This is a genomic window from Umezawaea endophytica, from assembly GCF_025061645.1.
GTDB lineage: Bacteria > Actinomycetota > Actinomycetes > Mycobacteriales > Pseudonocardiaceae > Umezawaea > Umezawaea endophytica.
The window spans coordinates 20,654-46,611 of record NZ_JANYMP010000049.1 but is presented as its reverse complement, the minus strand read 5'-3'; the positions used below and the strand labels follow the sequence as shown (position 1 = coordinate 46,611).

Sequence of the window (25,958 nt, the reverse complement as noted above, 5' to 3'; positions counted from 1 at the left end):
CCAGAGCCCAGTCGAGGTAGCGCTTGCCGGGGAAGACCGGGCAGGTGTCGCCGCAGCCCATGGTGATCACGACGTCGGAGGCTTCCACGTCGGCGTAGGAGAGCTTGGTGGGGATCTCGGCGGTGATGTCGAGTCCCATCTCCGCGAGCGCTTCGGCCGCGGCGGGGTTGACCTTGTCCGCGGGCTCGGAGCCCGCGGAGCGGACGGAGACCCTGCCGAGCGCGTAGTGCTGGAGCAGGGCCGCGGCCATCTGTGACCGGCCCGCGTTGTGGACGCAGACGAACAGCACTTCCGGGGTCTTGCTCACCGTTGTTCTCCTCGTGACGACACTGCGGTTGGTTCGATAATCTCCGATCCAGGTGAACGGAAGGTGGCGGCCCGCTGTTCACGTGGTCGGTCAGTCCTCGGCCGGTTAGGGCATACGGCCCTCGGCAGGGGAGAGCACATCAGGTTGAATCGACTTGTGTCAATCCAGGTTCGGGGCTCGCTCACATGGTGAGTCGGCGACAGCGCCCGGCGGACCGGTGTCCGGCTGCCGGTAAGCCTGCGGCTCGGCGAGTGACGGTCACCCCAACTCTGGACACGGGCGACGTCGCTGACCTGTTCAAGGCCTCTCCGCTCCGGTCAGGGTCCGGTTGCTCTGGACCGAGGCGAGGCCTGCGTCACCGACCTGACCGAGGACCTCGGAGTCCCCCGGCCGACGGTGAGCTTCCGCCTCAAGGTTCTCGTCAACGTGGGCCTCGTGCTCGGTGACCGGCGGGGCGCGCTGATCTGGTACGCCCTGCCCTGATCCCCTCGCGGTTCGACGACGTGGTGGCGATGGTGGTCGTCGCACGCGACGGCGAGCCGTCCGCGTGATCCATCGCGGTCGAGTCATTGCAGGAGGTCAAAGCAGGGTGGACGCGTTGTTCCCCGGTGCGGTCGAAGACCATGGACTTGCTGTGTTGGAAGTGGTGTCCGGGATCGCCGCGACGCTGGTCGTCCACCCGGCGATGAATACGGCCAACTATGCGGCCCGTCTCCTTGAGCCCTGAAAGTGGCGGACATTGCCCCGGATCTCGGGTGTCTGGTCCGCTTCAAGGTGACGGGTCAGCACGATGCTGGTCTGCGGTCCGCCACCTGGATTTGGTCTCGTGTTGTGGTGGTTTGCTCGGCTCTGGTTGGCGGATCGTAGGTCGGAGGTCGAAGAACGTTGAATTTGCCCGCCTCCACTCGGTTCGCCAACGAGGTCGTCGGCAGCCTGGTTACGACCTCGACCAAGTGGTCGCCGGCACTCGGCCTCGGTGACAATCTGCTCAAGCAGCGACGGCATCAGTTCGAACGGCTCGACAACAGGCAGCCTCGGACCGTCCAGGACCGCGAAGTCCGGCGCCAACATGAGGTGTCCGGCCAGCGCCACTTGCTCGAATCCGATGTCCGGGCGCAGCCTCACCGTCGTGTTGGCGAGCCCGACCATTACGTGCTCGTCCCAGTCGGAACCGACCCGGTCACCCATTCGGGTCACCGCGCGGTGAAATGTTCTGGCTGAGTGGTGCGATCACCTCAGTGTGCTCGAATGATCTGGCGGGTTTCGAGATGATCACGGGGAGAGGCAGTGCGACTGCTGGTCGGGTTTCGGATCTTCGCGGTTCTCGCGACGTTCTGCGGTTTCTACCTGTCGATGGCCGCACAGTTGACGCGGGACTTGGAAGGCCCCTGGTATCTCGCGACCACCAGCGCGGTCGGCGCGGTCTTTGCCGGCATGGCCCTGGTGCTCTTCGGCATCGGAGCGCTTCTGACCGTGCCCATGGAGGTCTACGTCCTGAAAAGGCGCAGGCGGCTGGTGTTCGGTGCGCACTTGGCCATGCTCGTTCTCGCCATCCTCTACGCCCTGTACACCCTGGCCGTCTATCTGATCCTTCCTCGGGCGTTCGAGAACACAAAACTTGCCGGGAACGACGAAAGGAGCGCGGCGGAGACGGCGGCCGCGTCCATCGGGGGTGTCGGGCTTCTCTACTACCTCGTGTGGTTCATGATCTTGGTGCCGTTTCTGGTGATCGCGAGATTTTCGCCGCAGCCCACCGCGATCGCTCCGGTCCACCGCCCGAACTTGTCCGCGTCGCCGAACCCGTACGGGTATCCACCGAACCCATACGGGTACCCGCCGAACCTGTACGCGTACCAGCCGAGTCCGCCGCAGAATCAGCCCAACGGACCGAGCGTGTGGGAGATCGCCGCGCCGCTCAGCGTTCCCGCGACTTTCGTCGGATCGATCAGCATGATGCAGTCGTTCGAAGGCGACAAGTTCCTGGGACAGATGGGCTTAGGCCTCCTGATCGGGACGGGCACCATCGCCGTTGTGCTGCTGTACAACTACGCGCGCCGTCGCAGGGCCTGATCGATAGTGCTGTCGTGGACACGATCTGATGACTTGTGCGCGCCGAACGAGCCGCACGGGCAGCCGACCTCGCCAGCCTGACGTACGAGAGGTGAGCAACGACGTCATTGTGCGCCGAACTCTCCGCCTGCGAAGTGCTGGCGCACCTCACCGAAGGTGCAGTGCTGTCTTTTCCGAAGTGGCTCCTGGGCGTGCTGAAGGCGCGGTTGGACTTTGACAAGCAACTCGTCGACCGGCTTCGCGAGCGGGACATGGAGCCGTTGACCTGTAGTCCGCCGAGCAGGTTCGGACAACGGACGGGTGGACTTGTTCGGACCTACTTGGCGGATTAGGTGGCCTGGGGTGGTTGGTCACCGTCGTCGTGCACGTCGCGGTGTCCTGGTGCCCGCGCGGCGGGTGTTTGCTTGTCAGGCAGGTTCAGGAGCCGCTCGGCATGGCTGTAGCCGATCCGCGGACCGGATGCCGGTCGCGCGGGCCGGTTCGGTGGTTGGTAGTAGTAGCCGAGGCCGTGCGCGGTGACGATCGAGTTGGGGTCGAGACCTTCGGCCCTGAGCGTTCTGCGCACGACGGCGACGAGGACCGCCAAATTCTGCTTCCTGAAGCCCGTCACCTCGGATTCCGCCCACACGTGCGCGACGATCGCGTCAATCGGCTGAATGATGCCTGCTGACCGGACGAGAATCTCGATCAGTCGAAACTTGAGGCGTGTGAAGGGCACTTCGTTACCGCCGACGCGAACCTCCTGCAGCGTGAAGTCCACGCGGAGGACCCCGTCATCGTAAACCTGTTCGGGCGGGGTGATCGATCGTCGCATGACCCCGCGCATGCGAGCGACGAGTTCTCCGATGTCAAACGGTTTGACGAGATAGTCGTCGGCGCCGGTAAGAAGGCCGAGGGTTCTGTCTTCGACTCTGCCTCGCGCCGTCACGACGATCACGGGGACGTCGCTTGCGCTGCGAAGTTTGCGCAGCAGCGTGATGCCGTCGATGTCGGGAAGGCCGAGATCGAGCAGCACTACGTCGGGGCGCTGCGTCATCGCCTCACGCAGTCCTGTTATGCCGTCGAAGGCCGACACGACTTCGTATCCCCTGGCTTCTAGGGACGGGCTCAGTGCGAAGACCACATTCTTGTCGTCCTCGATGAGCAGCACCTTCCCCCGGTCGGAGGGCCGCGGTGCGGTCCGTGTCGGTTCGGTGTTCCCGTTGGCGATGGGCCTGACTTCCACCGCCGTCGCGGATGCGCCCTGGCCGACCAGGAACGCCAGCGCCAGCTCCCGGCACGCAGGGCAGACCTTCAACTCCCGCCCATCCACGGCCAGCAAGAACGCCGCAGCGCGATCGCACCGGTGCCCGGCGACCTCGACATCGCACCGCCGCGCCAGACGTGCCGCGGCTCGTTCGGTCTCGTGCTTCCGGACGCGATGGGCGCGCGAGCGGCATCGATCCGAACAGAACTTGCGAGGACGCCCTGTCTCGGTCGAGTCGGGCAGAGAATCACCGCACACCTGGCAGGTATCACCAGCCGGTGGCGTCACCGAACAGTCCTCCCCCCGATTCGTCGGAACGAAACCACTTTCGTGTTGTCTTGACGATAGCGGCGCGAAGGCGCCCCTTGGCTTGCGCCGATCGGTGCTGTTCCCTGTAAGGGGAGGTCCGGCCGCCGCAAGGCGGCCGGACCCAGGTGTCACGGTCGCTCATGCCTGCCAGCGTCGACGATCGTGTCACCCACCACGAGGAGCGCCCTCGCCGTGATGGCGAGGGCCGCCTCTCCCTTGAGCGGCGCCACGACGCCCTCCAGAACCAAGAGGGCCACACGCACCCACTTCCAGATCCGGGGTGCCCGATTGCGGTGCCACCGCGCGACCCGGCGAAGCGTGGCGCGGACCCGAGTGGTCCGCACCAGCGTTTTCGACCGAGCCGTCCGATTCGAAGGAACGACCACCTCGACGACCTCCTCTCGACAGCGGACGCGACCATCGCGGGCTGTCGCGACGAGCCCCGCGGTAGCGCTGCTGCGGGAGAAGATCGTCGGTGAGCGGCCACGTCCCCGTCACCGGAGGTGTGGTTGACCAACCGTCGCGCACCCTGCCTGGACTACGCAAGATCGCGCAAACAACATAACGAGCCGTCAGTGGTAAGAGACCGTTGCCGCGAGGTCGTCGCGCTCTCGCCAACAGAGTGAGGTGAGGAGCCTGCTGAACACGACCGATGATGATCCACCGCCCGCATATCGTCACTTCGATGAGACAAGCCGACTCCAGTGAGACAAACATTAACCCCAAGAGTGAGGACGAGCTATCGAGCGGGCTGCCGCGTGAGAACCGGCCAGATACGCCGAGCGTCCGGTGAGACTCCGCCATGTTCACTGAGAACGGACACGAGCTTCCGCACGGCGGCGCATTCTGCCGACCCCCGCTCCTTGATCACCGCCCCGCCATCTAACCCCGAACTCCGCCAGCTACCCCTGCACACCGCCATCTTCGCCCGAACAGAACATCGGGTCCGCCGACTAGGTCCGAACGGATCGGTCTTGCTGTGTCCGGCCCTAGTCGGCGGATTCGGTGGGTGCCGGTCCTGCCGGCCGTTCGTGTCGGGTCAGGCCTTGATGGTGATGCAGGCGATCGAGCGGTCGCTGCGACCCGGCCAGGTGTAGGACCCGCAGATGCCCGAGTCCGTCTTGATCCACTTGTTGATCGTCCAGGTGAACGTGGTCCCGCTGCCGGACTGGTACCAGGCGATCCCGCTCGGGCCGTCGCCGGCCCATGCTTCCATCGTGCTCGCCGTGTTACGACCCTCGCGGGGGGCGTTCACCTGGATCTTCTCGACCCACTGGGTGTGGTTGCCGTTGTTCTTGCCGCCGGTGGTGACCCAGACGCAGGTGCCGTACCACTCCGATCTGCCCTGCGCGCATCCGTTGACCACGTCTGCCGAGGCGGGAGTGAGAGAGGCGCCGGTGAGAGCCAGCACGCTAGCTCCGACCAGTGCGCCCTTCACCACGAGCGCACGGGTCCTTGTGTTCGTCTTCGTCATGGTCGTCGTCCCCTGATTCGGTGGTGGGTTCCACGGAGTGCTGCCCCTGTGGATGTCCCGGCGGGCGTGGTACCCGCTGCAGTGACTGAATCAGTGTCGAGGAGGGTTTTCACTGGTCCGGGCGTTCTCCGGACGTCCGGCGGAGGCCCGGACGTGGTCGGGGGCGGTGTGATCAAGAGCAGGTGGACAGCCCGAGTCCACCGCGGTCGCGGGGGTGGACGTAGACCTCGTTGATGGAGCCGGTTCGTCCGTCGGGCAGACGTACCTCGTACCAGCGATTCGAGCGGGCCCGGTGCGGGTTGTCCGAGGAGGTGGAGTCGAGGTTGTAGTTGACCAGTTCGTCGCCGGTGGCCTGGCAGGTCGCCACGAGCAGGGTGCCGGTGTCCATCTCGGTGTCGGCGACCTTGCAGTTCTTCGCCGCGCTCGCGCATCGGGAGACCCGCTTGGACGACAGGTAGACCGATGTCGAGTCCGGGCGTAGGTCGTTCTCGCCCAAAGCGACCATGTTCTGCACGCTGATCGCGGCGTAGGGCACCTCGGCGGGAGGTGCGGTCGGGGACCGGAGGAGTAGCGCGGCGGCGACGCCCGCGGCTGCGGCGATCACCGACGCCGCTGCCGCAGTGAGCCATAATCGACGCCACGACGGTCGCGAGTCCAGCGGGGGTTCACCAGTCTTGGTGTGGGCGGCGAGCAGGAGCCGGTACCGGGCCAGTTCGTCGTGGCGTCGGCTCTCGGGCAGCTTGATGAGGGCGAGCAGGGTCTGTACCAGCGTCTCCTCGGCGAGAAATGCCTTTTTTCCCGGTTTGCCGAGCTCGTAGAGGACGGTCTTACTGATGCCTGAGCGCGTCGCGACCGAGTCCATGGTGACCCCGCTGTCGCGACGCTCGGTTCTCCAGTCGTCCCAGAATCGTTCGATCGAATCCGCACCATCTGCGGATGCGTGCTCACTGTGACCGTTGTTCGACATTTAGTCAGCAGAACAGGATCGGTGGATCTTCGGTAGCGGCCGAACGAGTGCGGCCAGGGCCCAGCGCTGCGGATCCTGCGACGCGGACGCCTGGGTTCGGCGGTGGCGGACAGGCCTCTGGTGCCGTGCGTGGACTCGGGTGCGCGGCGTACGGATTGACCAACCACGCCCGATCCGCTGACCTAGGGTTGACGCGCTATGCACGGTCTCGCAGAGCGTTCAGTCGCCGACGAGTTCGGACACCAGTTCGCGGATCCGACGGTCGACGTCGTCGCGGATGCGGCGGACCTCCGACGGCGAGGCCCCCGCCGGATCGGCGACGTCCCAGTCGAGGTAGCGCTTGCCGGGGTAGACGGGGCACGCGTCGCCGCAGCCCATGGTGACCACGACGTCGGCCGCACGGACCACCTCGTCGGTCAATGGCTTGGGGAACGCCTCCGTCAGCGGAATCCTCAGTTCGCCCAGAGCCTCGGTGATCACCGAAGGGATGTCGCCTTGGGGACGGCTTCCCGCCGAGCGGACCGCGACCTTGCCGAAGGCGTGGTGTTCCAGCAGCGCGGCGGCCATCTGCGAGCGGCCGACGTTGTGGACGCAGATGAACAGCACCTGTGGGACGTCCACCGTGGTGAGCCCTTGCACGCGGCCGAAGTCGGTGAGCCGTTGCTTGGCGAAGCGGGCGGTGAGCGTGGCCAGGTGGACCCTGACGGTGGCCTGGGCGTCGAGCAGGTCGTAGGTCTCGGTGACGAACCGCTGCACAGTGTCCCTGCCGAACACCCCGTGGAACTTCTCGGCCAGCTCGTCGACGATGCGATGCAGTTGGTCGCCGATCTCGTGCAGGGGTAGTCCGTCCGCGATGCGGGTCATGGTGGTCTCCTCGGGCTTCACACGATCGTTGGAGCGGCTTTTCTCGATGCAAGCACAGCAGCTTGAATCGACTTATGTCAATCCACCCCCTAGGCTCGTTCGCGTGGCGAGTCGCGGGAAGTAGCAGGTCGTCGAGCCCTCGGTCTCCGAAGGTGATCGTCATCGCGCGGCGCTTGCCGCCGCCGCGCACCGTGAAGGGGTGGACTCGGTCGCCGAGGTGTTCAAGGCGCTGTCGAGTCCCATCAGGGTGCGGCTGCTGTGGATGCTCGGGGTCGGCGAAACCTGCGTCTGCGACCTGGCTGATGAACTGGAAGTGACGCAACCGACCGTCAGCTTCCATCTGAAGGTGCTCACCGCTGCCGGTCTCGTATGCGGTGAGCGGAGGGGGACCTGGGTCTGGTACTCCCTCATTCCAGGTCGATTCGACCAGGTCATCGGCCTCCTGTCGTTTGCTCGGGACGGCGAGACGTCGGCGTGACCTGCTGTTGGATCGGGATTATTCGATTCTAGTTTCCCTGGTCACCTGTCGTTCATCTGACGTTTAGATCGGGATTATTCGATTCAAGGGTTCCGAGAACGCGGGACGCGGTCTTCCCGGACGGATCCGGGACCCAAGCAGGAGGCACGTCAGTGACCATCCGCCAGGTGAAGCGTGCGCACGTGATGACCATCGTGGCTGCCGCCGCGTTGACGTTGGCCGCCTGCGGTGGTGGCCAGAACAACACCGCCGTGCAGGGCAGCGGCGAGCCGCTGTCCGGGCCGGTCGTGCTCGACGGGTCGAGCACGGTCGAGCCGCTGTCGGCTGCGGCGGCCGAGCTGTTCATGGGCGAGAACTCGGGGGTGAACGTCACCGTCGGCACCTCGGGCACCGGTGGTGGCTTCAAGAAGTTCTGCGCGGGGGAGACCGACATCTCCGACGCCTCCCGTGCGATCAAGGACGAGGAGAAGAAGCTCTGCACGGAGAAGAACATCAACTTCACCGAGTTGCAGATCGCCAACGACGCCCTGACCGTCGTGGTGAACAAGGGCAACACCTGGATCGACTGCCTGTCCGTCGTACAGCTCAAGAAGATCTGGGAGCCCGACTCGACGGTGACCAACTGGAACCAGGTCGACCCGTCCTTCCCCGACGTTCCGCTGGGCCTGTACGGCGCGGGTGCTGACTCGGGCACCTTCGACTACTTCACCGGCGCGATCAACGGCAAGGAAGGCGCCAGCCGCAAGGACTACAACCCCACCGAGGACGACAACATCACGGTGCAGGGCGTGGCCGGCGCGAAGGGCGCGCTGGGTTACTTCGGGTTCTCCTACTACGAGGAGAACGCCGCCAAGCTCAAGGCCCTGAAGATCGACAACGGCAAGGGCTGCGTCGAGCCGTCGGTGAAGGGCGCCCAGGACGGCACCTACTCCCCGCTCGCCCGACCGCTGTTCATCTACCCCTCCGACGCGGCGCTCAAGAAGCCGCAGGTCGAGCGGTTCGTCGAGTTCTACCTGGAGAAGAACGACGACATCGTCAAGGCCGCGCGCTTCGTACCTCTGACCGAGGAGCAGAAGACCAAGGCGAAGGACGCGCTGACCGTGTTGAAGGCGAAGGCGGGCAAGTGACGACCCGTCACCGTACGACGGGTGGCCTCTCGGAGACGGGAGGCCACCCGGCCGCCTGGCAGGGACCCGAGATCGACCTGACCCCGCAACGGTCCCGCGTCGGAGAGAAGATCATCCGCGCCGGTCTCATGGGCTCGGCCCTGTTGTCGGTCGTGGTGACCGCGGGCATCGTGCTGTCCCTGCTGACACCGCTCATCAGCTTCTTCAGCAATGTTGGCGTCGGGGAGTTCCTGTTCGGCACGGAGTGGACGGCCGCCTTCGGCGACAAGTTCACCTGGGACGACAAGTCGTGGGGTGTGCTCCCGCTCGTCGTGGCCACGTTCATGGTCACCGCCATCGCGCTGGTCGTCGCGGTACCGCTGGGGCTCGGCGCGGCCATCTACCTCAGCGAGTACGCCTCGGAGCGGGCCCGCAAGGTCCTCAAGCCGGTGCTGGAACTGCTCGCGGGTATCCCGACGGTCGTCTACGGCTTCCTCGCGCTCACGATCATCACACCGATCCTCGGCGCGTTCTTCGAGTTCAACAGCATATACACCGCGTTGTCGCCGGGCATCGTGATGGGCTTCATGATCGTCCCGACGATCGCCTCGCTCAGTGAGGACGCGATGTCGGCCGTGCCGCTGGCACTGCGTCAGGGCTCGTACGCGTTGGGCGCCAACAGGATGAAGACGACGCTGCGCGTGGTCTTCCCCGCGGCGCTGTCGGGCATCGTCGCGGCCATCGTGCTCGGCATTTCCCGAGCCGTGGGCGAGACCATGATCGTGACGATCGCCGCGGGCAGCAAGGCACACCTGACCTTCGACCCGCGCGAGGGTGCGCAGACCATGACCGGGTTCATCGCCCAGATCGCCAGCGGCGACGCCCCGCAGGGCAGCCCGGTCTACTACTCGCTGTTCGCCGTGGGCGCCCTGTTGTTCGTCATAACCCTGGTGATCAACATGATCAGCATCAGGCTGGTCCGCAAGTACAGGCAGGCCTACTGATGACCACTGCCACCCTCACCCTGGACCACGGTCTGCGCAAAGGCCGCCGTGGCACGCTCGGCCCCTCGGTGTTCGCCTTCGTGCTGTGGGCATGCCTGGCGCTCATCTGCGCCTTCCTGTTCTTCCTCCTCGCGGTCATCGTCCAAAAAGGAATTGCTCGGTTCGACCTGGATCTGGTGACCAACCAGCCGTCGAAGATCCGCCCCGAGACCGCCGGTGTCGCATCGGCGCTCTACGGCACGCTGTGGGTCAGTGCGCTCACCGCGTTCATCGCGCTACCGCTGGGCATCGCCGCGGCGGTGTACCTGGAGGAGTACGCGCAGCAGAACCACTGGTGGAACCGGATGATCGAGCTGAACATCCAGAACCTCGCCGCGGTCCCGACCGTCATCTACGGAATCCTGGTCCTCGCGTTTGTCGTGCGAGCACCGCTGTCGATCGGCGCGGTCGTGCTCGCGGGTGGTATCGCGCTCGCGCTGCTCATCCTGCCGGTGGTCATCATCACGACCAGGGAAGCACTGCGCGCGGTGCCCGAGGAGATCCGCTCCGGCTCCCTCGCCCTGGGCGCGACGCTGTGGCAGACCACCTGGCGGCAGGTTCTGCCCGCCGCCGTGCCGGGCATCGCCACCGGCTCGATCCTCGCGCTGTCCCGCGCCATCGGCGAAGCGGCACCGCTGATCCTGGTGGGCGCCACCACGTTCGTGACCTTCAACCCCGACGGCGTCCTCTCCCGCTACACCACGCTGCCGGTGCAGATCTTCAACCTCGTCCCGCAGGACCGCCAAGAATTCCGAGACCTCGCCTACGCGGCGATCCTGCTGCTGATCCTCGTCCTGCTGGCCATGAACGCCCTGGCGATCTGGCTGCGCAACCGCTACCAGCGCCGGTGGTGAGGCGTGTCGTGAAGGAGCAGACCCCCGTGACCCGAGCGGAGCACACCAGCGTGACCCCCACCGACGACAAGCCCACCGACGAACCGGCCGCGGCGCACGTCCGACTCGACGCGCCCAGCAGCACCCTGCGACCCGTGGACGGAGCACCCGACGGCGTGATCGAACTGCGTGACCTGGAGGTCTTCTACGGCGACTTCCGCGCGGTCAAGGACGTCACCATGGGCTTCGGCAGCAAGGAGATCACCGCGCTGATCGGTCCGTCCGGGTGCGGCAAGTCCACCGTGCTGCGCTGCCTCAACAGGATGAACGACCTCGTGCCCGGAGCCAGGGTCCAAGGCAGGGTCGCCTACCACGGCGTCGACATCTACGAACCCGAGGTCGACGTCATCGAGGTCCGCCGACGCATCGGCATGGTCTTCCAGAAACCCAACCCGTTCCCCAAGTCCATCTTCGACAACGTCGCTTACGGTCCGCGCGTCACAGGCATGAAGACCGACAACATGGACGAGGTCGTCGAACGAGCCCTGCGCGGCGCGGCCTTGTGGGACGAGGTGAAGGACAAGCTCAAGCAGAACGCCTTCGGCCTGTCCGGCGGGCAGCAGCAGCGGCTGTGCATCGCCCGCGCCATCGCCACCTCACCCGAGGTGATCCTGATGGACGAACCGTGCTCAGCACTCGACCCCATCGCCACCGCCAAGATCGAAGACCTCATGGTCGAACTCGCGGCGACCTACACGATCATCATCGTCACCCACAACATGCAGCAGGCCGCACGCGTCTCACAGCGCACCGGCTTCTTCACCGCCGAGGCCGACGACATGGGCCACCGCACCGGACGACTGGTGGAGTTCGCGACCACTGAGCACATCTTCGGCAACCCGACCGACTCCCGCACCGAGGCCTACATCACCGGCAGGTTCGGCTGACATGGGCGAATCGGCGCTCACCGCGGCGTGGGAATCCGACAACTCCCAGTTCCACGTGCGCAGACTCGCCTGCGTCTCGGCGGGCAGTCGGTTACAGGCCCGCCTCGCGGTCCTTCTGGTCGACGACGACACCGACGTCGTGCATGACCTGGTCGACGCGCTGGCGGGACAGCCGGTCGAGCTGCGCGTCTGCTCCGACCCGGCCGAGGCGCTGCTGGTGCTCGGCCGGACCTGCCCTGACGTCGTCCTGCTCGGCCCGGCGGTCGGTCGGCTCGATCCGGTCGACTTCCTGTCGATCGTCCGCGCCGACGACCCGGACGTACCGGTGATCGTCGGCACCGGACCCGGCTCGGGCGACTTCGGCGCCCGAGCCACCGACGCGGGCGCCACGGTCATCGTGCGACGGCCGTACAGAGCCAAGGAGCTGCTGGCGCTGCTCCAAGCCCTCGCACCTGAACCGCAACAACTCGACATCAGGCCCACGGTGATCGACCTGGGCAGGCTGCGGGTTGACGGGACCGTCCCGCGGATGTGGCTGGACGACGTCGAGGTGGCGCTTCCACCGATGGAGTTCATGCTCCTGCGCTACCTGGCCGAACGAGTGGGGTCGGTGCTCACCCGCAAGGATCTGATTGCGGCGTTGTGGGGAGACCGCCCGACGGCCAGCAACAGCCTCACCGTCCACGTGATGCGCCTGCGCAAGCGCTTCGGTGACGACGAGCACGATCCGCAGTGGATCCGAGTCGTTCGCGGGCTCGGATACCGGTTCACGGTGCCAGTCGGGACACCCGGTTCACCAGGCGTTCATCCTCATTGACGAAGATGTCACCATGGTATCGACGGGGCTGGACACCGCAGAGCAGGCCGTACCGGCTGCGGCGGACGAACGCGACCCCGCGGTGGCGGCGCGGATGTTCAAGGCACTCGCCGACCCGATCCGGGTCCGACTGCTCGGACTCGTCCGGCAGTCACCCAACGGCGAGTCCTGCTTCTGCGACCTCGCGGACGACTTCAACATGCCCCAGTCCTCGCTCAGCCACCACATCAAGGCCCTCGTCTCCGCAGGCGTCCTACGCCGCGAACGCCGAGGCACGTGGAGCTGGTACAGCATCGACCACGCCGTCATGGACATGATGGAGAGCCTGCTCCGGCCCGGCGGCCCGCTCCGCGACATCCCCGGCACGGCGACGGGCACCAGCAGCCGCTGCGACTAGTCCGAACGCTTGAGGAGTCTGTTACTGACGGTGTCCTTCGCCGTTTCCGGGTCGTGGTCCCTGAGGATTCGAGTGAATGTGATCTCCCGTTCGGCGTCCTCCTCGGAGGTGCGCGGTGACCAGACGAAGGGATCTTTTGCCAGGAGCCATACGACAGGCTCGTTGGTGAGCATTTGGTCATCTGTGAGAACCAGACGTGGACGGTCCGGCAGAGTTCGGCGTGCGGATTCCAATGCGACGCAATCGCGAGCCGGTTGCGTGACAGCGAGAACGTCATAGGGAGCTTGAAGGGCGTCGGAGAGGGTGTCCATCAAGCCGATCGCCTTCTGATCGATGCCTGCGATACGGCGCTTCACCTCCACTGGCACAAGGCTGCCATCGGCGAATAGCAACAAGACGTCTGCTTCACCGATCTTCTTGCCTGTCGACTCGTCGATGAAGTCGACTCCTGGATGAGCACCGACCAGGTTGTGCCGGTCGTACAGTTCGGTGAGCCAGTGCAGCGCGCTCAGGTGCCCGAGGCTGTCGGTCTCCAACACGCGCCGGAGCGGCTCTCCGATCCGGTAGGTGAATGTCAAGCCCCGAGGTCCGTACGGCTGGTCGATTTCACGACCGCAGCCTGAGCATCCGACCGGTGGAGGTAGCGATGCCATCGGCAACCACGACGTGCTCGCGCACTCGCTGCACGTGATCTTTGCGCCTCGAACCAGCAGATGGCGGCGCTCTGCCCAGTTGACCCACTTGATGGCGGCCTGTTCGCCACCGAGTGCTTTCCGGAAATCGTCGAAGGGGAGGAAACGTCCTTCTCCTGGGGGCGCGATCGCGGGTTCGTCCCGTCCGAGCGCTTCGGCTTGCGCCTCTAGAACGGTCTCCTCGGCTCCTTCGTCGATCAGCTTCTTGTGCACCTCCGCCCACTTCTTCTTCCACCACGCCATGCCGCTGCGCTCTGCGAGCCGGTAGAGCAGATCGACAAGCGGCTTGTGCTGGAGCCAGAATGCGTCGTCGATAGAACCCAGGGACCGCAGCAAAGCCACGACGGCCAAACCCGCGTCGGACTGGACCGCCCGCAATCCCTTGGTCTTTGCGACGGCTGCCAAGGATGTCCAGGACGGAGGCCACGCCACCTCTATCGTGCCTGTTCTGCGCAACTCCGAGACGGCGACCTGAGCCATACCCGCTCGGAAACTGACGTCGAACTCGTGACCTCGCATCGTGGTATCGATCGGCAACAGGTGGTCCTGAACCTGCACATCAAGGATGAGTCGTGGCTTGCGCAGGCTCTCCGTGGCTGCGTACAGAGTGTCCCGGTCCGCAGCGGTGAGTGGATCGAGTCGTGTCACGCCATTGGTCCAATAGCCGACCTGGGTGTGCGGGCGGCCTGGAGCCGGACCGAAGAACAGCAAGTCCTGATGCTTGACCACCACCGTAGAGCGCCATCCGTTCGCCACGATCTCCAGTTCGGACTGGGACACCGATGTGCTGGTGAGATGACATCTGCCGCCCTCGAAGCCGAACATCCTGGCACGCCCTGGGACGCTCAGTACTTCCAGGGCTCCAGGTGTGAGTTCCGAGATCGGAATTCCGATGGGAAGTACGTGACGATCACCGTGCGCCGCCCGCAGATTCCACAGCAGCGCTATATCTTCCACAGAGCCGGGAGAAACCGCCACGATGATATTCGACCCTGCGGTTCGTCGGGCCACGTTCGGTTCAGGTATTGGTGACCGTGGATCGCGGATTCCCGTATGAGGTGGTTGACCGTAAGCAAGCCAGACGTTGCTCATCTGCCGCGGTGTGTTGTAGTTGCCCTCAAGGTGGGTCAACAAGTCTTCCAGGGAGCCGACAGCGGGCCGTCGTTTAACTGGAAAGACCTCCTCGAACTTCAGGTCCTTGCGCAATTCGGCGAAGTCGATCATTTTCGGGTTCGGCGTATTCGGTAGAGTTCCGAGTGTTGCGGCGTAAATGGGTAGCCAAGGATCGTGGGCCTCAAGTTCCACCACGGAAGTAGCGCGATTCCAGTCGGTGAGTGCGGTCTTCGACGCCAGGACGACGGCGGGGTAGTCCCAGCTGGACCGAGCGCTGACGCGATGGGGAGTCCCGCCCGTCAAATACGAGCGCTCCCTGACGTGGTCGATCTGCTCTCGCTGAAGCAGAAGCTGGTACTCGGCGGCGATCTGGCCGTCCGATATCGGGATGACCGGTTGGCCCGCGCCGCCCCACACCTGGCACAGCCACCGCAACTCGTCGAGCAGAGCCGGCATGTCGCCCGAGACCACCGGGCGGGCCAAGCGCTCGGGCCGCAACCGCGTGGTGACCTCGTGTGGGCCGTTGAGCAGTTCGTTGTCGAGGAGACCACGCATCGGCACAGGATCCCACGCGCTGATCGCCGCTGTTCACGTTGTCGGCACCAGCAATTTGCACTCATCAGCAGAGGCTGATGTATCGTCTGGATCGATGACACTCGATCCAGACGTGTTGCGTGCACTGGCCGACCCGATGCGGGCTCGGATCGTCGAGCTGCTGGCAGGCGAGGCGTTGTGCACCTGTCACCTGGTCGAGGAGACCGGCGCCAAGCAGGCCAACGTCTCCAACCACCTCAAAGTGCTCCGCGAGGCCGGACTGGTGGACGCCGAACCCTGCGGTCGCTTCACCTACTACCGGCTCCGGCCTGACGCGCTACGCAGGGTCGCCGACAGCTTGTCCACGCTGGCCGACACCGCCAGCGCCCAGTCCCTCACCCGGAGGCCCTGTTGAGCCAGGACACCCAACCCGTCGCGGCCGAGTCAGCCGTCATGAACCGCCTGTCCTTCCTGGACAGGTTCCTGCCGGTGTGGATCGGCGTGGCCATGGTCGCCGGTCTGACGCTCGGACGGTTCGTGCCCGGTCTCCAAGGCGTTCTGGACGCGGTGAAGGTCGATGGCGTCTCGTTGCCGATCGCGCTCGGTCTGCTGCTGATGATGTACCCGGTGCTGGCGAAGGTCCGCTACGACAAGCTCGACACCGTCACCCGCGACAAGCGCACGATGGTCCTGTCCCTGGTGCTGAACTGGGTCCTCGGCCCGGCGCTGATGTTCGCCCTGGCGTGGATCTTCCTGGCGGACCTGCCCGAGTACCGCACCGGTCTGATCATCGTCGGGCTTGCGCGCTGCATCGCGATGGTCATCATCTGGAACGACCTCGCCTGTGGGGACCGTGAAGCCGCCGCGGTACTGGTCGCGCTCAACTCGGTGTTCCAGGTCGTGATGTTCGGCGTGCTCGGCTGGTTCTACCTCGACCTGCTGCCCGGCTGGCTCGGTCTGGACACCGCCTCGATCGACTTCTCCGCGTGGGAGATCGCCAAGAGCGTGCTGATCTTCCTCGGCATTCCGCTGGTCGCCGGGTACCTCAGCCGCAAGCTCGGTGAGCGGTCACGCGGCCGGGACTGGTACGAGTCGAAGTTCCTGCCGAAGATCGGCCCGGTCGCGCTGTACGGGCTGCTGTTCACGATCGTCATCCTGTTCGCCCTCCAGGGAGAGACGATCACCTCCCGGCCGTGGGACGTCGTCCGGATCGCGCTGCCGCTGCTGGTCTACTTCGCCATCATGTGGGCCGGTTCCTACGCGCTGGGCAAGGCGTCCGGCCTGTCCTACGAGCGCACCACCACGCTGGCGTTCACCGCAGCGGGCAACAACTTCGAGCTCGCCATCGCCGTGGCGATCGGCGTGTTCGGCGTGACCTCCGGTCAGGCTCTGGCCGGTGTGGTCGGTCCGCTGGTCGAGGTGCCCGTGCTCGTCGGCCTGGTCTACGTCAGCCTCTGGCTGCGCCGGCGCTGGGTGGCCCGCGCTGAAAGCTGATGTCGTGGTGATCGGCGGCGGCCAAGCAGGTCTGGCCGCCGCCTACTACCTGCGCCGGGCAGGCCTCGACCACGTCGTCCTCGACGCCCAAACCGAGTCCGGCGGCGCGTGGCCGCACGGCTGGGACTCGCTGCGGCTGTTCTCCCCGGCTCGGCATAGTTCCCTGCCGGGTTGGCCCATGCCGCCGTTCCGCGAGGGCTATCCACCGGCCGCGCACGTGGTGGAGTACTTGGCTGCGTACGAAAAACGCTACGACCTTCCGGTCCAGCGCCCTGTCCGAGTGCGTTCGGTCCATCGGGTGCACGACGGATTGCGGGTCGAGACCGATACCGGCGACTGGACCGCGGGCGCGGTCATCAGCGCGACCGGAACGTGGTGGCGACCGTTCGTCCCCGCGATTCCCGGCAGGTTCTCCGGTCGGCAACTCCACACCGTCGAGTACCGCGGGCCCGAGGAGTTCGCCGGGCGACGGGTTGCGGTCGTCGGTGGCGGCAACTCCGGCGCGCAGATCGCCGCGGACCTCGCCGAGCACGTCGACCTGACGTGGGCCACCGCCCGCCCGCCGCGTTTCCTGCCGGACGAGATCGACGGCAAGGCGCTGTTCGACATCGCGACGACCCGACCCGATGGCATCGGCCGGCTCGGGGACATCGTGGCGGTGCCGCCCGTGCGTGAAGCACGGGACAAGCAGTTGCTGGTGGCACGGTCGATGTTCGACCGCCTCGACGGACGTGACGTGGTCTGGCCGGGTGGGGACCGCGAACCCGTCGACGTGGTGATCTGGTGCACCGGCTTCCGCCCGGTGCTGAGCCACTTGGCGCCGTTGGGGCTGCGGGGGGCCAACGGGCTCATTCCCACCGACGGCACCAGGGCGATCGGCGAGGCCCGTCTGCACCTGCTCGGTTACGGCAACTGGACCGGACCTGCTTCCGCCACCCTGATCGGTGTGGGACGCACCGCGAAAGCGGCGGTGGCCGAAATCGTGGCCGAACTTCGCTGAACCGAATCGGTTTCCGTCATCGGTCGTCGTCGATGCGGGAAGCCGAAGGCGGGCACAGCACGGCGACAACGCCGAAGAGCACGCCGCACAGGGCGGCGGCCCACCACGGTTCGCCGACCGCGCGGACAATCACGATCCATGCCGCGGCGGCGATGCTTCCCCACTGCGCGCCGTGGTTGGAAGCCCAGTTGAGGGAGTTGACGAGACGCGCCGGCACCATGAGTCGAACGGGCGGCCTGTCCGCGATGTGAGCCATCGTCGTGTCCTCTCCAGGGAAAGCGTCTGACCTTGTTGAATCGAACTTCATCAATACAAGTCAGGCGGCCTTGATCGATGAATGTCAATATAGGCGTCGGCTGGCTGAATGCCCTGGCCGTTGGCCGTGGTGGTGTGGACGGGTGAAGATGGAAACGTGAACACGAACGGGAACGGCCGGGCCAAGGTGGCTCCGACGCGGTCGGCGGCGGGGGACGCCGACGTCAGCGAGCGCGTCGACGGCATGGCGAAGGTCTTCAAGGCCCTGTCCGACCCGATCCGGGTCCGGCTGGTCACGCTCGTGCGCTGGGCGAACGACGGCGAGGCGTGCTTCTGCGGCCTGGCCCGCGAGTTCGACATGCCCCAGGCGTCGTTGAGCCACCACCTGCGCGTGCTGGTGGACGCCGGTGTCCTTTCGCGCGAACGTCGCGGCACGTGGAGCTGGTACCGGCTGCGTCCGGACGTCCTCGCACCCACCGAGGAATGGCTGCGCGGCGCCGGACCACTCACTCAGGGCGTGGTGGGCGGGACGGATCTCGGCGACTTCCGCTGCTAGCACTCCTCGAACTCGCGTTCCGTCGCAGGGCGATCAGCACAACCGGAACCCCGACGATCGTGGGCAGCACCCAGAACGACGCGGGTGGAAGTTCCCGCCACAGCGGCAGATTCGGTCCGTTGTCGACGTAGAACCCGGTCAGCAGACCGATGTACGACACGCCCATGAACGCTCCGTGCACCCGTGGCCAGTTCCACCCTCGACGTCGTCGAGCCAGCACACCGACGGCCGCGGCGGCGAACGCGATCGTGCCGATGATCAACAGGTGCGTGTTCGCGGGCCAGCGAAGAACCGACAGCGTGGCCAGGGAGACGAACACGACGATGAACGAGAGGTAGTAGACCCGGCCCGCGCGCGGATGCGGTCCACGACGTTTGCGGAAGAACGCGGCGGTCGCGCCCGCGATCACGCAGACCGTACCGGCGAGGACGTGCACGCCGAGCACGGCGAGGAACACCGGACGGCTGTCCGGGACGGGGATGCCGCCGATGACGATCGGCTCGATGGCCACGTCCTTCAGTGTGCGCGTCGCGGGACTGATCCGAGCGACACAACTGCGGCGAGCACCGCGATCGCGGCGAGAACGAGGAAGACGGCCGAGTAGCCGCCCAGCGCACCTGCCAGCGCGGTCGCCACCCACGGCGAGAGCGCGGTGACCACGGCGACCGGAGCCGACAGCAGACCGCCAAGACGGCCGTAGTGCGCCGCACCCCATCGATCGGACACTGCGGTGGCCTGGAGCAAGGTGAACACCCCACGAGCACTGCCCGCGAGCACGGCCGCCCCGATCAGCAGGACCGCCGGCCCAGGTAGGAGTCCCAACAGGACGGTCGTGGCCGCTGCGATCGTCAGGATGACGGTCGTGCGGGTGCGTACCGAGGTCCTGGCCACGAGTTTGCTGTAACCCAAGCGCCCCAACACCTGTCCGACTCCGCCGAGACCGAGTGCCCAGGCCGCTGTCGTGGTGGAGAGCCCGCGCTCGGTCAGCAGTGGAACGAGCGCGACCACCACCGCGTACACGGCGAACGCTCCCAGGCTCAGTGCCACGACCAGCGTCACGAAAGCAGGACTCCGGGCGATCCGTTCGGGATGGCTCACGTCCTTGGTCGTCGCGAGATGTGTCGGCCACCGACGCCGCAACCCGAGGGCGTGCGCGGGGATCGTGATCAGTCCGAGGGCCACCGCCAGGACCAGGTAGGTCTTCCGCCACCCGACGTGCTCGTTGAGCAACGCGCTCAGGGGCGCGAACACCGTGCTGGCCAGTCCTGCCACCAAGGTCAACGCGGTCAACGCCGATACCCGACGTTCCGCGTACCAGCGGGTGAGTGCCGCGAACGCGGGCTGGTACAGCACACCGGCCATCGCGGTACCGATCAGCAACCAAGCAATCAGGAAGCCGGGGTAGCTCGTGTTCGTGGCCAGGAGCACGACCGCGCCGACCGCGAGGACCGAACCTGCGGTCATCACCACCCGCGGTCCGCGGCGGTCGAGCACCCGGCCCACCGGAATACCCACGACCGCGCTGATGATCTGCGCCAGCGAGAACCCGACGATCACCGTGGGCATCGACCAACCTGTATCGGCGGCGATCGTCGGAGCCAACACCGGGAAGGCGTAGAACAGCACGCCCCAGCTCGTGATCTGGGTCAGGCACAGAACGCCGAGAACCCACCGCAGTCCGACACCGTCTTCCCGAGTGCCGGACTGCTCGACGTCCGTGGTCACCATGCGATCAGCGCGAGCCAGGCGCGGTCAGCGTCAGCACCTGCGGCTCCGCCGGAGCGCAGCAGCCACTGCTCTCGGCGGGCTTGTCGGCCTCGACGACATCGAACACGCCCGCCCCGCCGCAGACACCGGTTTCCGGCAGTGTCAACTCCACGCGCGCGGCGGCCTCGTCGTCACCGGCGAGCTTGGCCACGACGCTGCGCACCTGCTCGTAGCCGGTCATCGCCAGGAACGTCGGCGCCCGGCCGTAGCTCTTCATCCCGGTCAGGAACACGCCCGGCTCCGGTTGGGCCAGCTCGGCGGCGCCGTGCGGGTACACCGTGCCGCACGAGTGCGCGTTCGGGTCGATCAACGGCGCCAGCGCGGTCGGCGCCTGCAACACGGGGTCCAGGTCCAGCCGGATCTCCGAGAGCCACGACAGGTCCGGGCGGAACCCGGTCAGCACCACGACCTCGTCCACCGGCTCCAAGCGGTGCCCATCCTGCGACACCAGCACGAGCCTGCCATCGCTGTCGCGCTCGACCTCGGTCGTGCGGAACCCGGTGACGGTCTCGACCTGCCCGGCGCGCGCGGCCTCCTGGGCACTCAGCCCCAACGCGCCACGGGCCGGCAGTTGGTCGGCGTCACCGCCACCGAAGACGTTGCCCACCGCGCCACGGCGCAGCAGCCAGACGACCTTGGTGTCGGGCAGCCCAGTCAGCGCCACCAGAGCGGTCAGTGCGGAGTGGCCACTGCCTGCCACGGCCACGCGCTTGCCCGTGTACCGCGCGGCGACCTCGGGGTCCTGAAGATCCGGCACCCGGTAGGAGATCCGGTCGGCGGCGGCGCGCTCGCCGACCGCAGGCAACCCGTCGCCACCCAGAGGGTTCGGCGAACTCCACGTGCCGGAAGCATCGATGACGCCGCGAGCGGTGATGCGCTCCTCGGTGCCGTCGGCCGTGACCACGTGCACCGTCAACGGTTCGGACTCGCGACCCGCGTCGACGATTCGGTCGCGTCCGCGACGAGCGGCGCCGACGACCTTCGCGTCGTAGCGCACCACGTCACCCAGCACCTTCGCCAGCGGCTGGAGGTACAGTTCGGCCCACTCGGCGCCGGTCGGGTAGCCCTCGGTCGGGCGCTGCCAGCCGGTGGCCTCCAGCAGGCGTGCGGCGGCGGGATCGACCAACTCGGGCCACGCCGAGAACAGCCGTACGTGGTTCCACTGAGCCACCGCCGAACCGGCCTCGGAGCCGGCTTCCAGCACGAGTGGCGTGATTCCGCGTTCGACCAGGTTCGCCGCTGCGGCCAGCCCGACCGGGCCAGCGCCGACCACAACCACCGGCAAGTCGTTCATCAAAGCCCCATTTATCGATTGACGTCGATCCAGCGGGCTGAACTCTATCGACCGCGCTCGATTGACGCAACCATCGATCCGGGTCGATACTCGGTCGTATGACGACCACGGCGCCGCAACCAGGCCTGATCGCACCCCAAGACGCGTCCACCTACGCCGAGTGGTTCGCCTGCCTGGCCGAACCCACCCGCGTGCGCCTGCTGCACGCCGTCGCGGTCGCGAGCAAACCGGTCACGGTGGGGGAGTTGACCGAGCAACTCGGCATCAGCCAGTCGACCTGCTCCCACCACGTCCGCAAGCTGGCCGAGGTCGGCTTCGTCAGCCTGCGCAAACAGGGCACCACCACGCTCGTCAGCGTCAATCCCTCCTGTTGCACCGGCTTGCCGCACGCTGCCGACGTCGTGATGGGCATGCTCGCTCCAGCACCGTGCTGTCCCACCGACATCCCGAACGACGTCACGATCCGAGAATTGCGGCCTGAAGACTGGGAAGCCGTACGACGCGTCTACACCGAAGGCATCGCTACCGGTGACGCCACTTTCGAGACCGAGACGCCCGACCGCGCCACCCTGGAGGCGAAGTGGCTGCCGGATCACCGCTGGGTCGCCGAAGTCGACGGGCAGGTCGCGGGCTGGGCCGCCTCGACCGCGGTGTCGGCCCGTGACTGCTACGCCGGAGTAGCCGAGACGTCGGTCTACGTCGGCGCCGACTTCCGCGGCCGAGGTGTTGGCAAAGCGTTGCTGCGCAAGCAAGTCACCGCCGCCGACGCGGCTGGCCTGTGGACCTTGCAGACGTCGATCTTCCCCGAGAACCGCGCCAGCCTCGCCCTGCACCACAGCGCCGGTTACCGCACCCTCGGCGTCCGCGACCGCATCGCCCAGCACCACGGCCGCTGGCGCGACACCGTCTTCCTCGAACGCCGCCGCCAGATCGATCCAACGCCCTCGGCGTGATGAACGTGCAGGCTCTGTTGCGAATCCTGCGCCGGATTGGTACCTGGCCGCTCTAGTCGTCTCCGTCGGGGCAGATGGTGGCGTGCGATGCTCGGGAATGTGAACGACCAGTACGCCCGCTTCGAGATTGCCCGCCCCGACTACCTCGGTGACGACCACTGGGCCTGCATCGAGCGGGAGGCAGGCCGGCTCGGCCGCTCGCTGGCTGCCGGTGACGGCTCGCAGGCGCTCAGCGACATCAAGTGCTTGGTGGAAAGCATCTCCCGCATCGTCTTGGAGATCGACGGAACACCCGCCGCGTCCAACGCCTCGTTCGACGCAGTCGTGACCCAAGCCCATACGCTGCTGACCGGGCAGCCAGGGCGCGAACTGGCCAACCAGTCCGTGTTCGGACAACTTGCGACCCAGGCGAGCAAGATCGCGAGGAACCTGGGCAACATCAGGAACGAGTTCGGCGGCGGGCACGGTCGTGCGCGGACCCCTGATCTCCGCGACGAGATGGTCGCTCTTGCCCTCGACGGTGGGTTGCTCTGGTCGCGGTGGGCGTTGCGACGGCTGGGCTACTTCTCGGAAGGCCGTCCAACAGCGCTGATCAACGACCTAGTGGTGATCTCGCAGACCTTCTACGCGGGCACGCTGCAAAGGCGATTGCTCGCGGCGAATCTCCCTTCGCTGGATCCACGGCACCAACGCAGCATTGGTGTAGCCGTGGGCCAGCGCGTCATGCGAGGAACGTTCGTCGTCCGGAACGACGGGCTGGAGCCATGCCTGAACTCCGACGATCTGAGTGTCTGGCCGCGGGACTACCGCGTGTCGTGCCTGTCGCCGACATCAGCCCTTGAAGCTGCCGCCGAACCGCTCCGGGACCAGGTCGGCCTGCTCGGCGCCGGTCCTGACCAGGTCGAGGATCGCCTCGGCGACCTGGTCAGGCGTCTGGGGCTGCGGCGCGTGGCTGGATTCCAGGGCCGACGCGGCCTCGTTGCCCGCCCGGATCGAGTCGACGAACTCCGTGGCCGTGATGAACGGGTACATCGTGGAGACCGCGATGCCCGCGTTCGCGAGTTCGGCCCGCGCCACCGCGGACAGCTTGTTGAGACCCGCCTTGGACCCGGCGTAGGCGCCGGATCCGGGCAGGGCCCCGAAGGTGATCCCGGAGCTCACGTTGACGATGCTGCCCGCCGCCTGCTCGCGCATGATCGGGATCACCGCGCGCATGGTGATCAGGGGCGCGACCAGGTTGAGGTCGAGCACGGCGCGGAAGTCGTCGGGGTCGATCTCGTCGATCGGGGCGTGGAGGCCCTGACCGGCGTTGTTCACCAGCACGTCGATCCGCCCGAACGCGTCTTTCGCCGTGCGCACGGCCACTTCGACCTGCTCGGGATCCGTCACGTCGCACCGCACCGCCACGGCGTCGCCCAGCTCGTCGGCGAGCGTCCGGATGCGTTCCTCCCTGCGCGCCGCCAGCACCACTCGCGCACCGGCTCGCGACGCGGCCCGTGCCGTCGCCGCCCCGATGCCCGATGACGCTCCGGTCACGAGCACCACGGCTCCGTTGATGTCCATCTGCTGTGCCTCCCGTTGTCTCGGAGGTGCCATTACCTATCATCTGACACCTATCATTCGATAGCTAAGTTATCATGGTCCGGTGAACGACGCCGAGGTCTCCCGCCTCTTCGACCTCGCGGACCTGGTCCTCGCGGTCGGGCGGCAGATCCGCGCTTCGCAGGACCGCGCCATCGACATGTGCACCCCCGTCGAGAGCGCCGTCATCCGCTTCATCCAACGCAATCCGGGCACGTCAGCGCGGGCGGCGTCGGAAGCGACCCTGCTGCCTTCCAGCAACTTCAGCAGGGCGTTGCGCACCCTTGAGGAGAAGGGGCTCGTGCGCCGCGATGTCGCCCCACACGACGCCCGCAGCGTGCACCTCTATCCCACCGCACGAGCACACGAGGACCTCCGGCACCTGCGCGACTCGTGGAGCCGGACGCTCGCGGGGATCATCGACGACCCCGAGACCCTCGACCTCGTCAACGCGACCTTGCGGCGGATCGAGGACGAACTCGTCGCACGCCGCGGGCAGCCGGGCTAGTGCGCTGACGACTTGGGTTTGCCGGGTTGGTCAGGTTGCGGTCCGGGTGGGTGCTCGACCCCAACATTGATGTCCTTCGCTCCGGACACGAGCTCGTTCGCGGCGTTGGGCTGCGAGGATGTCGGGGGTGTCTCGCGTTGGCGTTGTGTCAACGCAGGTGTCGTTGCAGTTCACGGGCAAGGACAACGTGCTCGGGGTGGTTCGAGTTCGCGATGACGAAGGTCCGTGAAGGCCCGAACCGCGCTTCGATAGGGTTGGCCAGGAGGCGTGGGTCGGGGTCAAGTAGATCCCGACGTTGTGGGACGTCGCCCACTTGAGGGCCCCAGGCGTCTTGTCGGCCGACAGGTTGTCCATGATCACGTAGATAGGCGCGCCGTCGGGTCTGGCAGCATAGATCGACTTCAACACGGTCAGGCTTTGGTCGCCGCCTTTGCGGTGACGGTTCACGCCCCGGAGTCGGTCTTCGCCGATGGAGTAGCAGCCGTGGAGGTAGCGGATGCCGTGTGTGCGCCGGTAGCTCGCAGGCAGCCGGTTGGGTCTGGTTCTCGGCGCCCAGCAGGAACCGTGGTGTGGGCGGATGGACAGCGGCCCGAGCTGGTCGAAGTCGAAATAGTGCGGGAAACGGGTCAGGACCTCGTCGATGCGGTCGAGCTTGGTGTCGACGGCGGGGTCGTTCGAGGTCTTCCAGGTCCGGGTGCGTTGGAAACCTGATTCCGTGCCGGCGCAGGATCTGCCGTACTCGTTCCCGGCCGAGGCGGACCCGCCGGTCGGGGTTGCGGGCCAGGTGGGCGGCGAGTTCGCGCAGGCTCCACCGAGGGCAGGGCAGGCCCGCCCGAGCGGGGCGACCTTGGCCGTCGCCACGATGAATGCTTCGTCGTTGGGGCTGATCAGGCGGGGGACGGCCTCCCGCCCAGTTAGGGTCCAGGGCTGCCAGACCGCGGGTGTTGAAGTCGTGGATCACATCCCGGATGGTGTCGGCGTCCGCGGCGAACAGTCAGACGATGGACGGGGCCGGTGTTCTGGACGACGAAGCCAGGATGATCATCGCCTGTCGCATCCGGATCGTGCCTTGCCAGCCCCGGCGCACGTAGTGCAGCAGGCGGCGGTCCTCGTGCTCGGATAATCGGCGGGCTTGGACCGGTTCGGCCATCAGTTGTTCCCATGCTTGACGACGGCTAAATCACCGAGCATGGGTCTTTACAACGCGATCCGCAGACTCCGTCTGAGTGTCATCAACCCGGCGGAAGTTCGTGGTCAACGAACTAGTCGTAGCGGCTCCCGTACTGTCGAAGGCCTGACTGGTTAGGCAGTGTCTGCGGTGTGGCGATGAGGAACCCGGTCTGCTCACGGCAT

At 66.5% G+C, this 25,958-nt stretch carries 29 protein-coding genes and 1 pseudogene; 16 read left to right on the top strand and 14 right to left on the bottom strand.

Going from position 1 to position 25,958, the window contains the following annotated elements:
• Positions 1-307 (bottom strand): arsenate reductase/protein-tyrosine-phosphatase family protein (locus tag NZH93_RS47905; RefSeq protein ID WP_259630048.1); only part of this gene is annotated, 307 nt, incomplete at its 3' end.
• Between the two features lie 288 nt (positions 308-595).
• Here NZH93_RS47905 and NZH93_RS51380 point away from each other — a divergent pair.
• Positions 596-790 (top strand): ArsR family transcriptional regulator, encoded by a 195-nt coding sequence (locus NZH93_RS51380; RefSeq protein ID WP_372507035.1) that lies wholly within the window; start codon positions 596-598, stop codon positions 788-790.
• Between the two features lie 216 nt (positions 791-1,006).
• Here NZH93_RS51380 and NZH93_RS47900 read toward each other — a convergent pair whose 3' ends face one another.
• On the bottom strand, positions 1,007-1,495 hold the full coding sequence (locus NZH93_RS47900; RefSeq protein WP_259630047.1) for a hypothetical protein: 489 nt from the start codon (positions 1,493-1,495) through the stop codon (positions 1,007-1,009).
• A gap of 99 nt (positions 1,496-1,594) precedes the next feature.
• On the opposite strand from NZH93_RS47900, the gene NZH93_RS47895 reads away from it, so the two are divergent.
• Positions 1,595-2,377 carry a hypothetical protein gene (locus NZH93_RS47895; RefSeq protein WP_259630046.1) on the top strand — a complete coding sequence of 261 codons (783 nt, stop codon included), beginning with the start codon at positions 1,595-1,597 and terminating at the stop codon, positions 2,375-2,377.
• Between the two features lie 328 nt (positions 2,378-2,705).
• Here NZH93_RS47895 and NZH93_RS47890 read toward each other — a convergent pair whose 3' ends face one another.
• From NZH93_RS47890 to NZH93_RS47870, 5 genes are all read right to left on the bottom strand, one after another.
• On the bottom strand, positions 2,706-3,911 hold the full coding sequence (locus NZH93_RS47890; protein WP_259630045.1) for a response regulator transcription factor: 1,206 nt from the start codon (positions 3,909-3,911) through the stop codon (positions 2,706-2,708).
• A gap of 149 nt (positions 3,912-4,060) precedes the next feature.
• Positions 4,061-4,189, bottom strand: a complete 129-nt coding sequence (locus NZH93_RS47885; protein WP_259630044.1) for a hypothetical protein — start codon at positions 4,187-4,189, stop codon at positions 4,061-4,063.
• Between the two features lie 782 nt (positions 4,190-4,971).
• Positions 4,972-5,406 (bottom strand): hypothetical protein, encoded by a 435-nt coding sequence (locus NZH93_RS47880; RefSeq protein ID WP_259630043.1) that lies wholly within the window; start codon positions 5,404-5,406, stop codon positions 4,972-4,974.
• Positions 5,407-5,578: 172 nt separating this feature from the next.
• A complete protein-coding gene (locus NZH93_RS47875; RefSeq protein WP_259630042.1) occupies positions 5,579-6,373 on the bottom strand; it encodes a hypothetical protein in 795 nt (264 codons plus the stop codon).
• 219 nt (positions 6,374-6,592) lie between these two features.
• On the bottom strand, positions 6,593-7,237 hold the full coding sequence (locus NZH93_RS47870) for an arsenate reductase/protein-tyrosine-phosphatase family protein (protein ID WP_259630041.1): 645 nt from the start codon (positions 7,235-7,237) through the stop codon (positions 6,593-6,595).
• A 199-nt stretch (positions 7,238-7,436) separates the two neighbouring features.
• On the opposite strand from NZH93_RS47870, the gene NZH93_RS47865 reads away from it, so the two are divergent.
• From NZH93_RS47865 to NZH93_RS47835, 7 genes are all read left to right on the top strand, one after another.
• Positions 7,437-7,715 carry an ArsR/SmtB family transcription factor gene (locus tag NZH93_RS47865; RefSeq protein WP_259630040.1) on the top strand — a complete coding sequence of 93 codons (279 nt, stop codon included), beginning with the start codon at positions 7,437-7,439 and terminating at the stop codon, positions 7,713-7,715.
• A gap of 152 nt (positions 7,716-7,867) precedes the next feature.
• Positions 7,868-8,842, top strand: coding sequence for a PstS family phosphate ABC transporter substrate-binding protein (locus tag NZH93_RS47860; RefSeq protein ID WP_259630039.1), 975 nt, complete (start codon positions 7,868-7,870; stop codon positions 8,840-8,842).
• Complete coding sequence (gene pstC / locus NZH93_RS47855) at positions 8,839-9,825, top strand: phosphate ABC transporter permease subunit PstC (RefSeq protein ID WP_259630038.1); 987 nt, start codon at positions 8,839-8,841, stop codon at positions 9,823-9,825. Before NZH93_RS47860 ends, pstC begins: the two co-directional genes overlap by 4 nt.
• Positions 9,825-10,718, top strand: coding sequence for a phosphate ABC transporter permease PstA (pstA, locus tag NZH93_RS47850; protein ID WP_259630037.1), 894 nt, complete (start codon positions 9,825-9,827; stop codon positions 10,716-10,718). Before pstC ends, pstA begins: the two co-directional genes overlap by 1 nt.
• Positions 10,719-10,873: 155 nt before the next feature.
• Positions 10,874-11,644, top strand: coding sequence for a phosphate ABC transporter ATP-binding protein PstB (gene pstB / locus NZH93_RS47845; protein ID WP_308214312.1), 771 nt, complete (start codon positions 10,874-10,876; stop codon positions 11,642-11,644).
• A gap of 1 nt (position 11,645) precedes the next feature.
• Complete coding sequence (locus NZH93_RS47840) at positions 11,646-12,461, top strand: response regulator transcription factor (protein WP_259630036.1); 816 nt, start codon at positions 11,646-11,648, stop codon at positions 12,459-12,461.
• A gap of 13 nt (positions 12,462-12,474) precedes the next feature.
• A complete protein-coding gene (locus tag NZH93_RS47835; RefSeq protein WP_259630035.1) occupies positions 12,475-12,858 on the top strand; it encodes an ArsR/SmtB family transcription factor in 384 nt (127 codons plus the stop codon).
• Here NZH93_RS47835 and NZH93_RS47830 read toward each other — a convergent pair.
• The gene (locus NZH93_RS47830; protein WP_259630034.1) at positions 12,855-15,218 is read right to left on the bottom strand and encodes a hypothetical protein; all 2,364 of its coding nucleotides are present in this window, start codon (positions 15,216-15,218) and stop codon (positions 12,855-12,857) included. The two genes, NZH93_RS47835 and NZH93_RS47830, sit on opposite strands and share 4 nt — an antisense overlap.
• A gap of 94 nt (positions 15,219-15,312) precedes the next feature.
• Here NZH93_RS47830 and NZH93_RS47825 point away from each other — a divergent pair, with 94 nt between their 5' ends.
• The 3 genes from NZH93_RS47825 to NZH93_RS47815 are packed head-to-tail and all read left to right on the top strand — an operon-like array spanning position 15,313 to position 17,691.
• Positions 15,313-15,612 (top strand): ArsR/SmtB family transcription factor, encoded by a 300-nt coding sequence (locus NZH93_RS47825; protein ID WP_259630033.1) that lies wholly within the window; start codon positions 15,313-15,315, stop codon positions 15,610-15,612.
• Positions 15,613-15,650: 38 nt separating this feature from the next.
• Entirely contained in the window at positions 15,651-16,691 is a 1,041-nt protein-coding gene (arsB, locus tag NZH93_RS47820) for an ACR3 family arsenite efflux transporter (RefSeq protein ID WP_259630049.1), read from the top strand.
• A 4-nt stretch (positions 16,692-16,695) separates the two neighbouring features.
• Positions 16,696-17,691 carry an ArsO family NAD(P)H-dependent flavin-containing monooxygenase gene (locus NZH93_RS47815; protein WP_259630032.1) on the top strand — a complete coding sequence of 332 codons (996 nt, stop codon included), beginning with the start codon at positions 16,696-16,698 and terminating at the stop codon, positions 17,689-17,691.
• A gap of 16 nt (positions 17,692-17,707) precedes the next feature.
• On the opposite strand, the gene NZH93_RS47810 is transcribed toward NZH93_RS47815, so the two are convergent.
• Positions 17,708-17,947, bottom strand: coding sequence for a hypothetical protein (locus NZH93_RS47810; RefSeq protein WP_259630031.1), 240 nt, complete (start codon positions 17,945-17,947; stop codon positions 17,708-17,710).
• A 156-nt stretch (positions 17,948-18,103) separates the two neighbouring features.
• Between NZH93_RS47810 and NZH93_RS47805 the strand changes: the two genes are divergently transcribed.
• Entirely contained in the window at positions 18,104-18,502 is a 399-nt protein-coding gene (locus tag NZH93_RS47805) for an ArsR/SmtB family transcription factor (RefSeq protein ID WP_259630030.1), read from the top strand.
• On the opposite strand, the gene NZH93_RS47800 is transcribed toward NZH93_RS47805, so the two are convergent.
• Genes NZH93_RS47800 through NZH93_RS47790 form a run of 3 tightly spaced genes read right to left on the bottom strand, consistent with a single transcriptional unit; the run spans position 18,453 to position 21,563 of the window.
• A complete protein-coding gene (locus NZH93_RS47800; RefSeq protein WP_259630029.1) occupies positions 18,453-19,013 on the bottom strand; it encodes a hypothetical protein in 561 nt (186 codons plus the stop codon). The genes NZH93_RS47805 and NZH93_RS47800 overlap by 50 nt on opposite strands.
• 5 nt (positions 19,014-19,018) lie before the next feature.
• Positions 19,019-20,230, bottom strand: coding sequence for an MFS transporter (locus NZH93_RS47795; RefSeq protein WP_259630028.1), 1,212 nt, complete (start codon positions 20,228-20,230; stop codon positions 19,019-19,021).
• A gap of 4 nt (positions 20,231-20,234) precedes the next feature.
• Positions 20,235-21,563, bottom strand: a complete 1,329-nt coding sequence (locus NZH93_RS47790; RefSeq protein WP_259630027.1) for an NAD(P)-binding domain-containing protein — start codon at positions 21,561-21,563, stop codon at positions 20,235-20,237.
• A 98-nt stretch (positions 21,564-21,661) separates the two neighbouring features.
• Between NZH93_RS47790 and NZH93_RS47785 the strand changes: the two genes are divergently transcribed.
• Positions 21,662-22,516 (top strand): helix-turn-helix domain-containing GNAT family N-acetyltransferase, encoded by an 855-nt coding sequence (locus NZH93_RS47785; RefSeq protein ID WP_259630026.1) that lies wholly within the window; start codon positions 21,662-21,664, stop codon positions 22,514-22,516.
• A gap of 87 nt (positions 22,517-22,603) precedes the next feature.
• Positions 22,604-23,020, top strand: a pseudogene (locus NZH93_RS51495) (abortive infection family protein); the annotation flags it as partial.
• Between the two features lie 327 nt (positions 23,021-23,347).
• On the opposite strand, the gene NZH93_RS47780 reads toward NZH93_RS51495, so the two are convergent.
• Positions 23,348-24,079: an SDR family oxidoreductase gene (locus NZH93_RS47780; RefSeq protein ID WP_259630025.1), complete on the bottom strand. Its 732-nt coding sequence runs from the start codon at positions 24,077-24,079 to the stop codon at positions 23,348-23,350.
• 82 nt (positions 24,080-24,161) lie between these two features.
• Here NZH93_RS47780 and NZH93_RS47775 point away from each other — a divergent pair, with 82 nt between their 5' ends.
• Complete coding sequence (locus NZH93_RS47775) at positions 24,162-24,605, top strand: MarR family winged helix-turn-helix transcriptional regulator (protein ID WP_259630024.1); 444 nt, start codon at positions 24,162-24,164, stop codon at positions 24,603-24,605.
• 994 nt (positions 24,606-25,599) lie between these two features.
• Here NZH93_RS47775 and NZH93_RS47770 read toward each other — a convergent pair.
• Positions 25,600-25,755 carry a hypothetical protein gene (locus tag NZH93_RS47770; protein ID WP_259630023.1) on the bottom strand — a complete coding sequence of 52 codons (156 nt, stop codon included), beginning with the start codon at positions 25,753-25,755 and terminating at the stop codon, positions 25,600-25,602.
• Between the last annotated feature and the right edge of the window lie 203 nt (positions 25,756-25,958).

Bases quoted from the DNA above. Each gene is read 5' to 3' on its own strand.
- NZH93_RS47900 (WP_259630047.1), bottom strand. From the start codon at position 1,495: ATGGGTGACCGGGTCGGTTCCGACTGGGACGAGCACGTAATGGTCGGG.
- NZH93_RS47880 (WP_259630043.1), bottom strand. From the start codon at position 5,406: ATGACGAAGACGAACACAAGGACCCGTGCGCTCGTGGTGAAGGGCGCA.
- NZH93_RS47875 (WP_259630042.1), bottom strand. From the start codon at position 6,373: ATGTCGAACAACGGTCACAGTGAGCACGCATCCGCAGATGGTGCGGAT.
- NZH93_RS47870 (WP_259630041.1), bottom strand. From the start codon at position 7,237: ATGACCCGCATCGCGGACGGACTACCCCTGCACGAGATCGGCGACCAA.
- pstA (WP_259630037.1), top strand. From the start codon at position 9,825: ATGACCACTGCCACCCTCACCCTGGACCACGGTCTGCGCAAAGGCCGC.
- NZH93_RS47840 (WP_259630036.1), top strand. From the start codon at position 11,646: ATGGGCGAATCGGCGCTCACCGCGGCGTGGGAATCCGACAACTCCCAG.
- NZH93_RS47835 (WP_259630035.1), top strand. From the start codon at position 12,475: ATGGTATCGACGGGGCTGGACACCGCAGAGCAGGCCGTACCGGCTGCG.
- NZH93_RS47830 (WP_259630034.1), bottom strand. From the start codon at position 15,218: ATGCGTGGTCTCCTCGACAACGAACTGCTCAACGGCCCACACGAGGTC.
- NZH93_RS47825 (WP_259630033.1), top strand. From the start codon at position 15,313: ATGACACTCGATCCAGACGTGTTGCGTGCACTGGCCGACCCGATGCGG.
- arsB (WP_259630049.1), top strand. From the start codon at position 15,651: ATGAACCGCCTGTCCTTCCTGGACAGGTTCCTGCCGGTGTGGATCGGC.
- NZH93_RS47810 (WP_259630031.1), bottom strand. From the start codon at position 17,947: ATGGCTCACATCGCGGACAGGCCGCCCGTTCGACTCATGGTGCCGGCG.
- NZH93_RS47795 (WP_259630028.1), bottom strand. From the start codon at position 20,230: ATGGTGACCACGGACGTCGAGCAGTCCGGCACTCGGGAAGACGGTGTC.
- NZH93_RS47790 (WP_259630027.1), bottom strand. From the start codon at position 21,563: ATGAACGACTTGCCGGTGGTTGTGGTCGGCGCTGGCCCGGTCGGGCTG.
- NZH93_RS47785 (WP_259630026.1), top strand. From the start codon at position 21,662: ATGACGACCACGGCGCCGCAACCAGGCCTGATCGCACCCCAAGACGCG.
- NZH93_RS47780 (WP_259630025.1), bottom strand. From the start codon at position 24,079: ATGGACATCAACGGAGCCGTGGTGCTCGTGACCGGAGCGTCATCGGGC.
- NZH93_RS47770 (WP_259630023.1), bottom strand. From the start codon at position 25,755: ATGGCCGAACCGGTCCAAGCCCGCCGATTATCCGAGCACGAGGACCGC.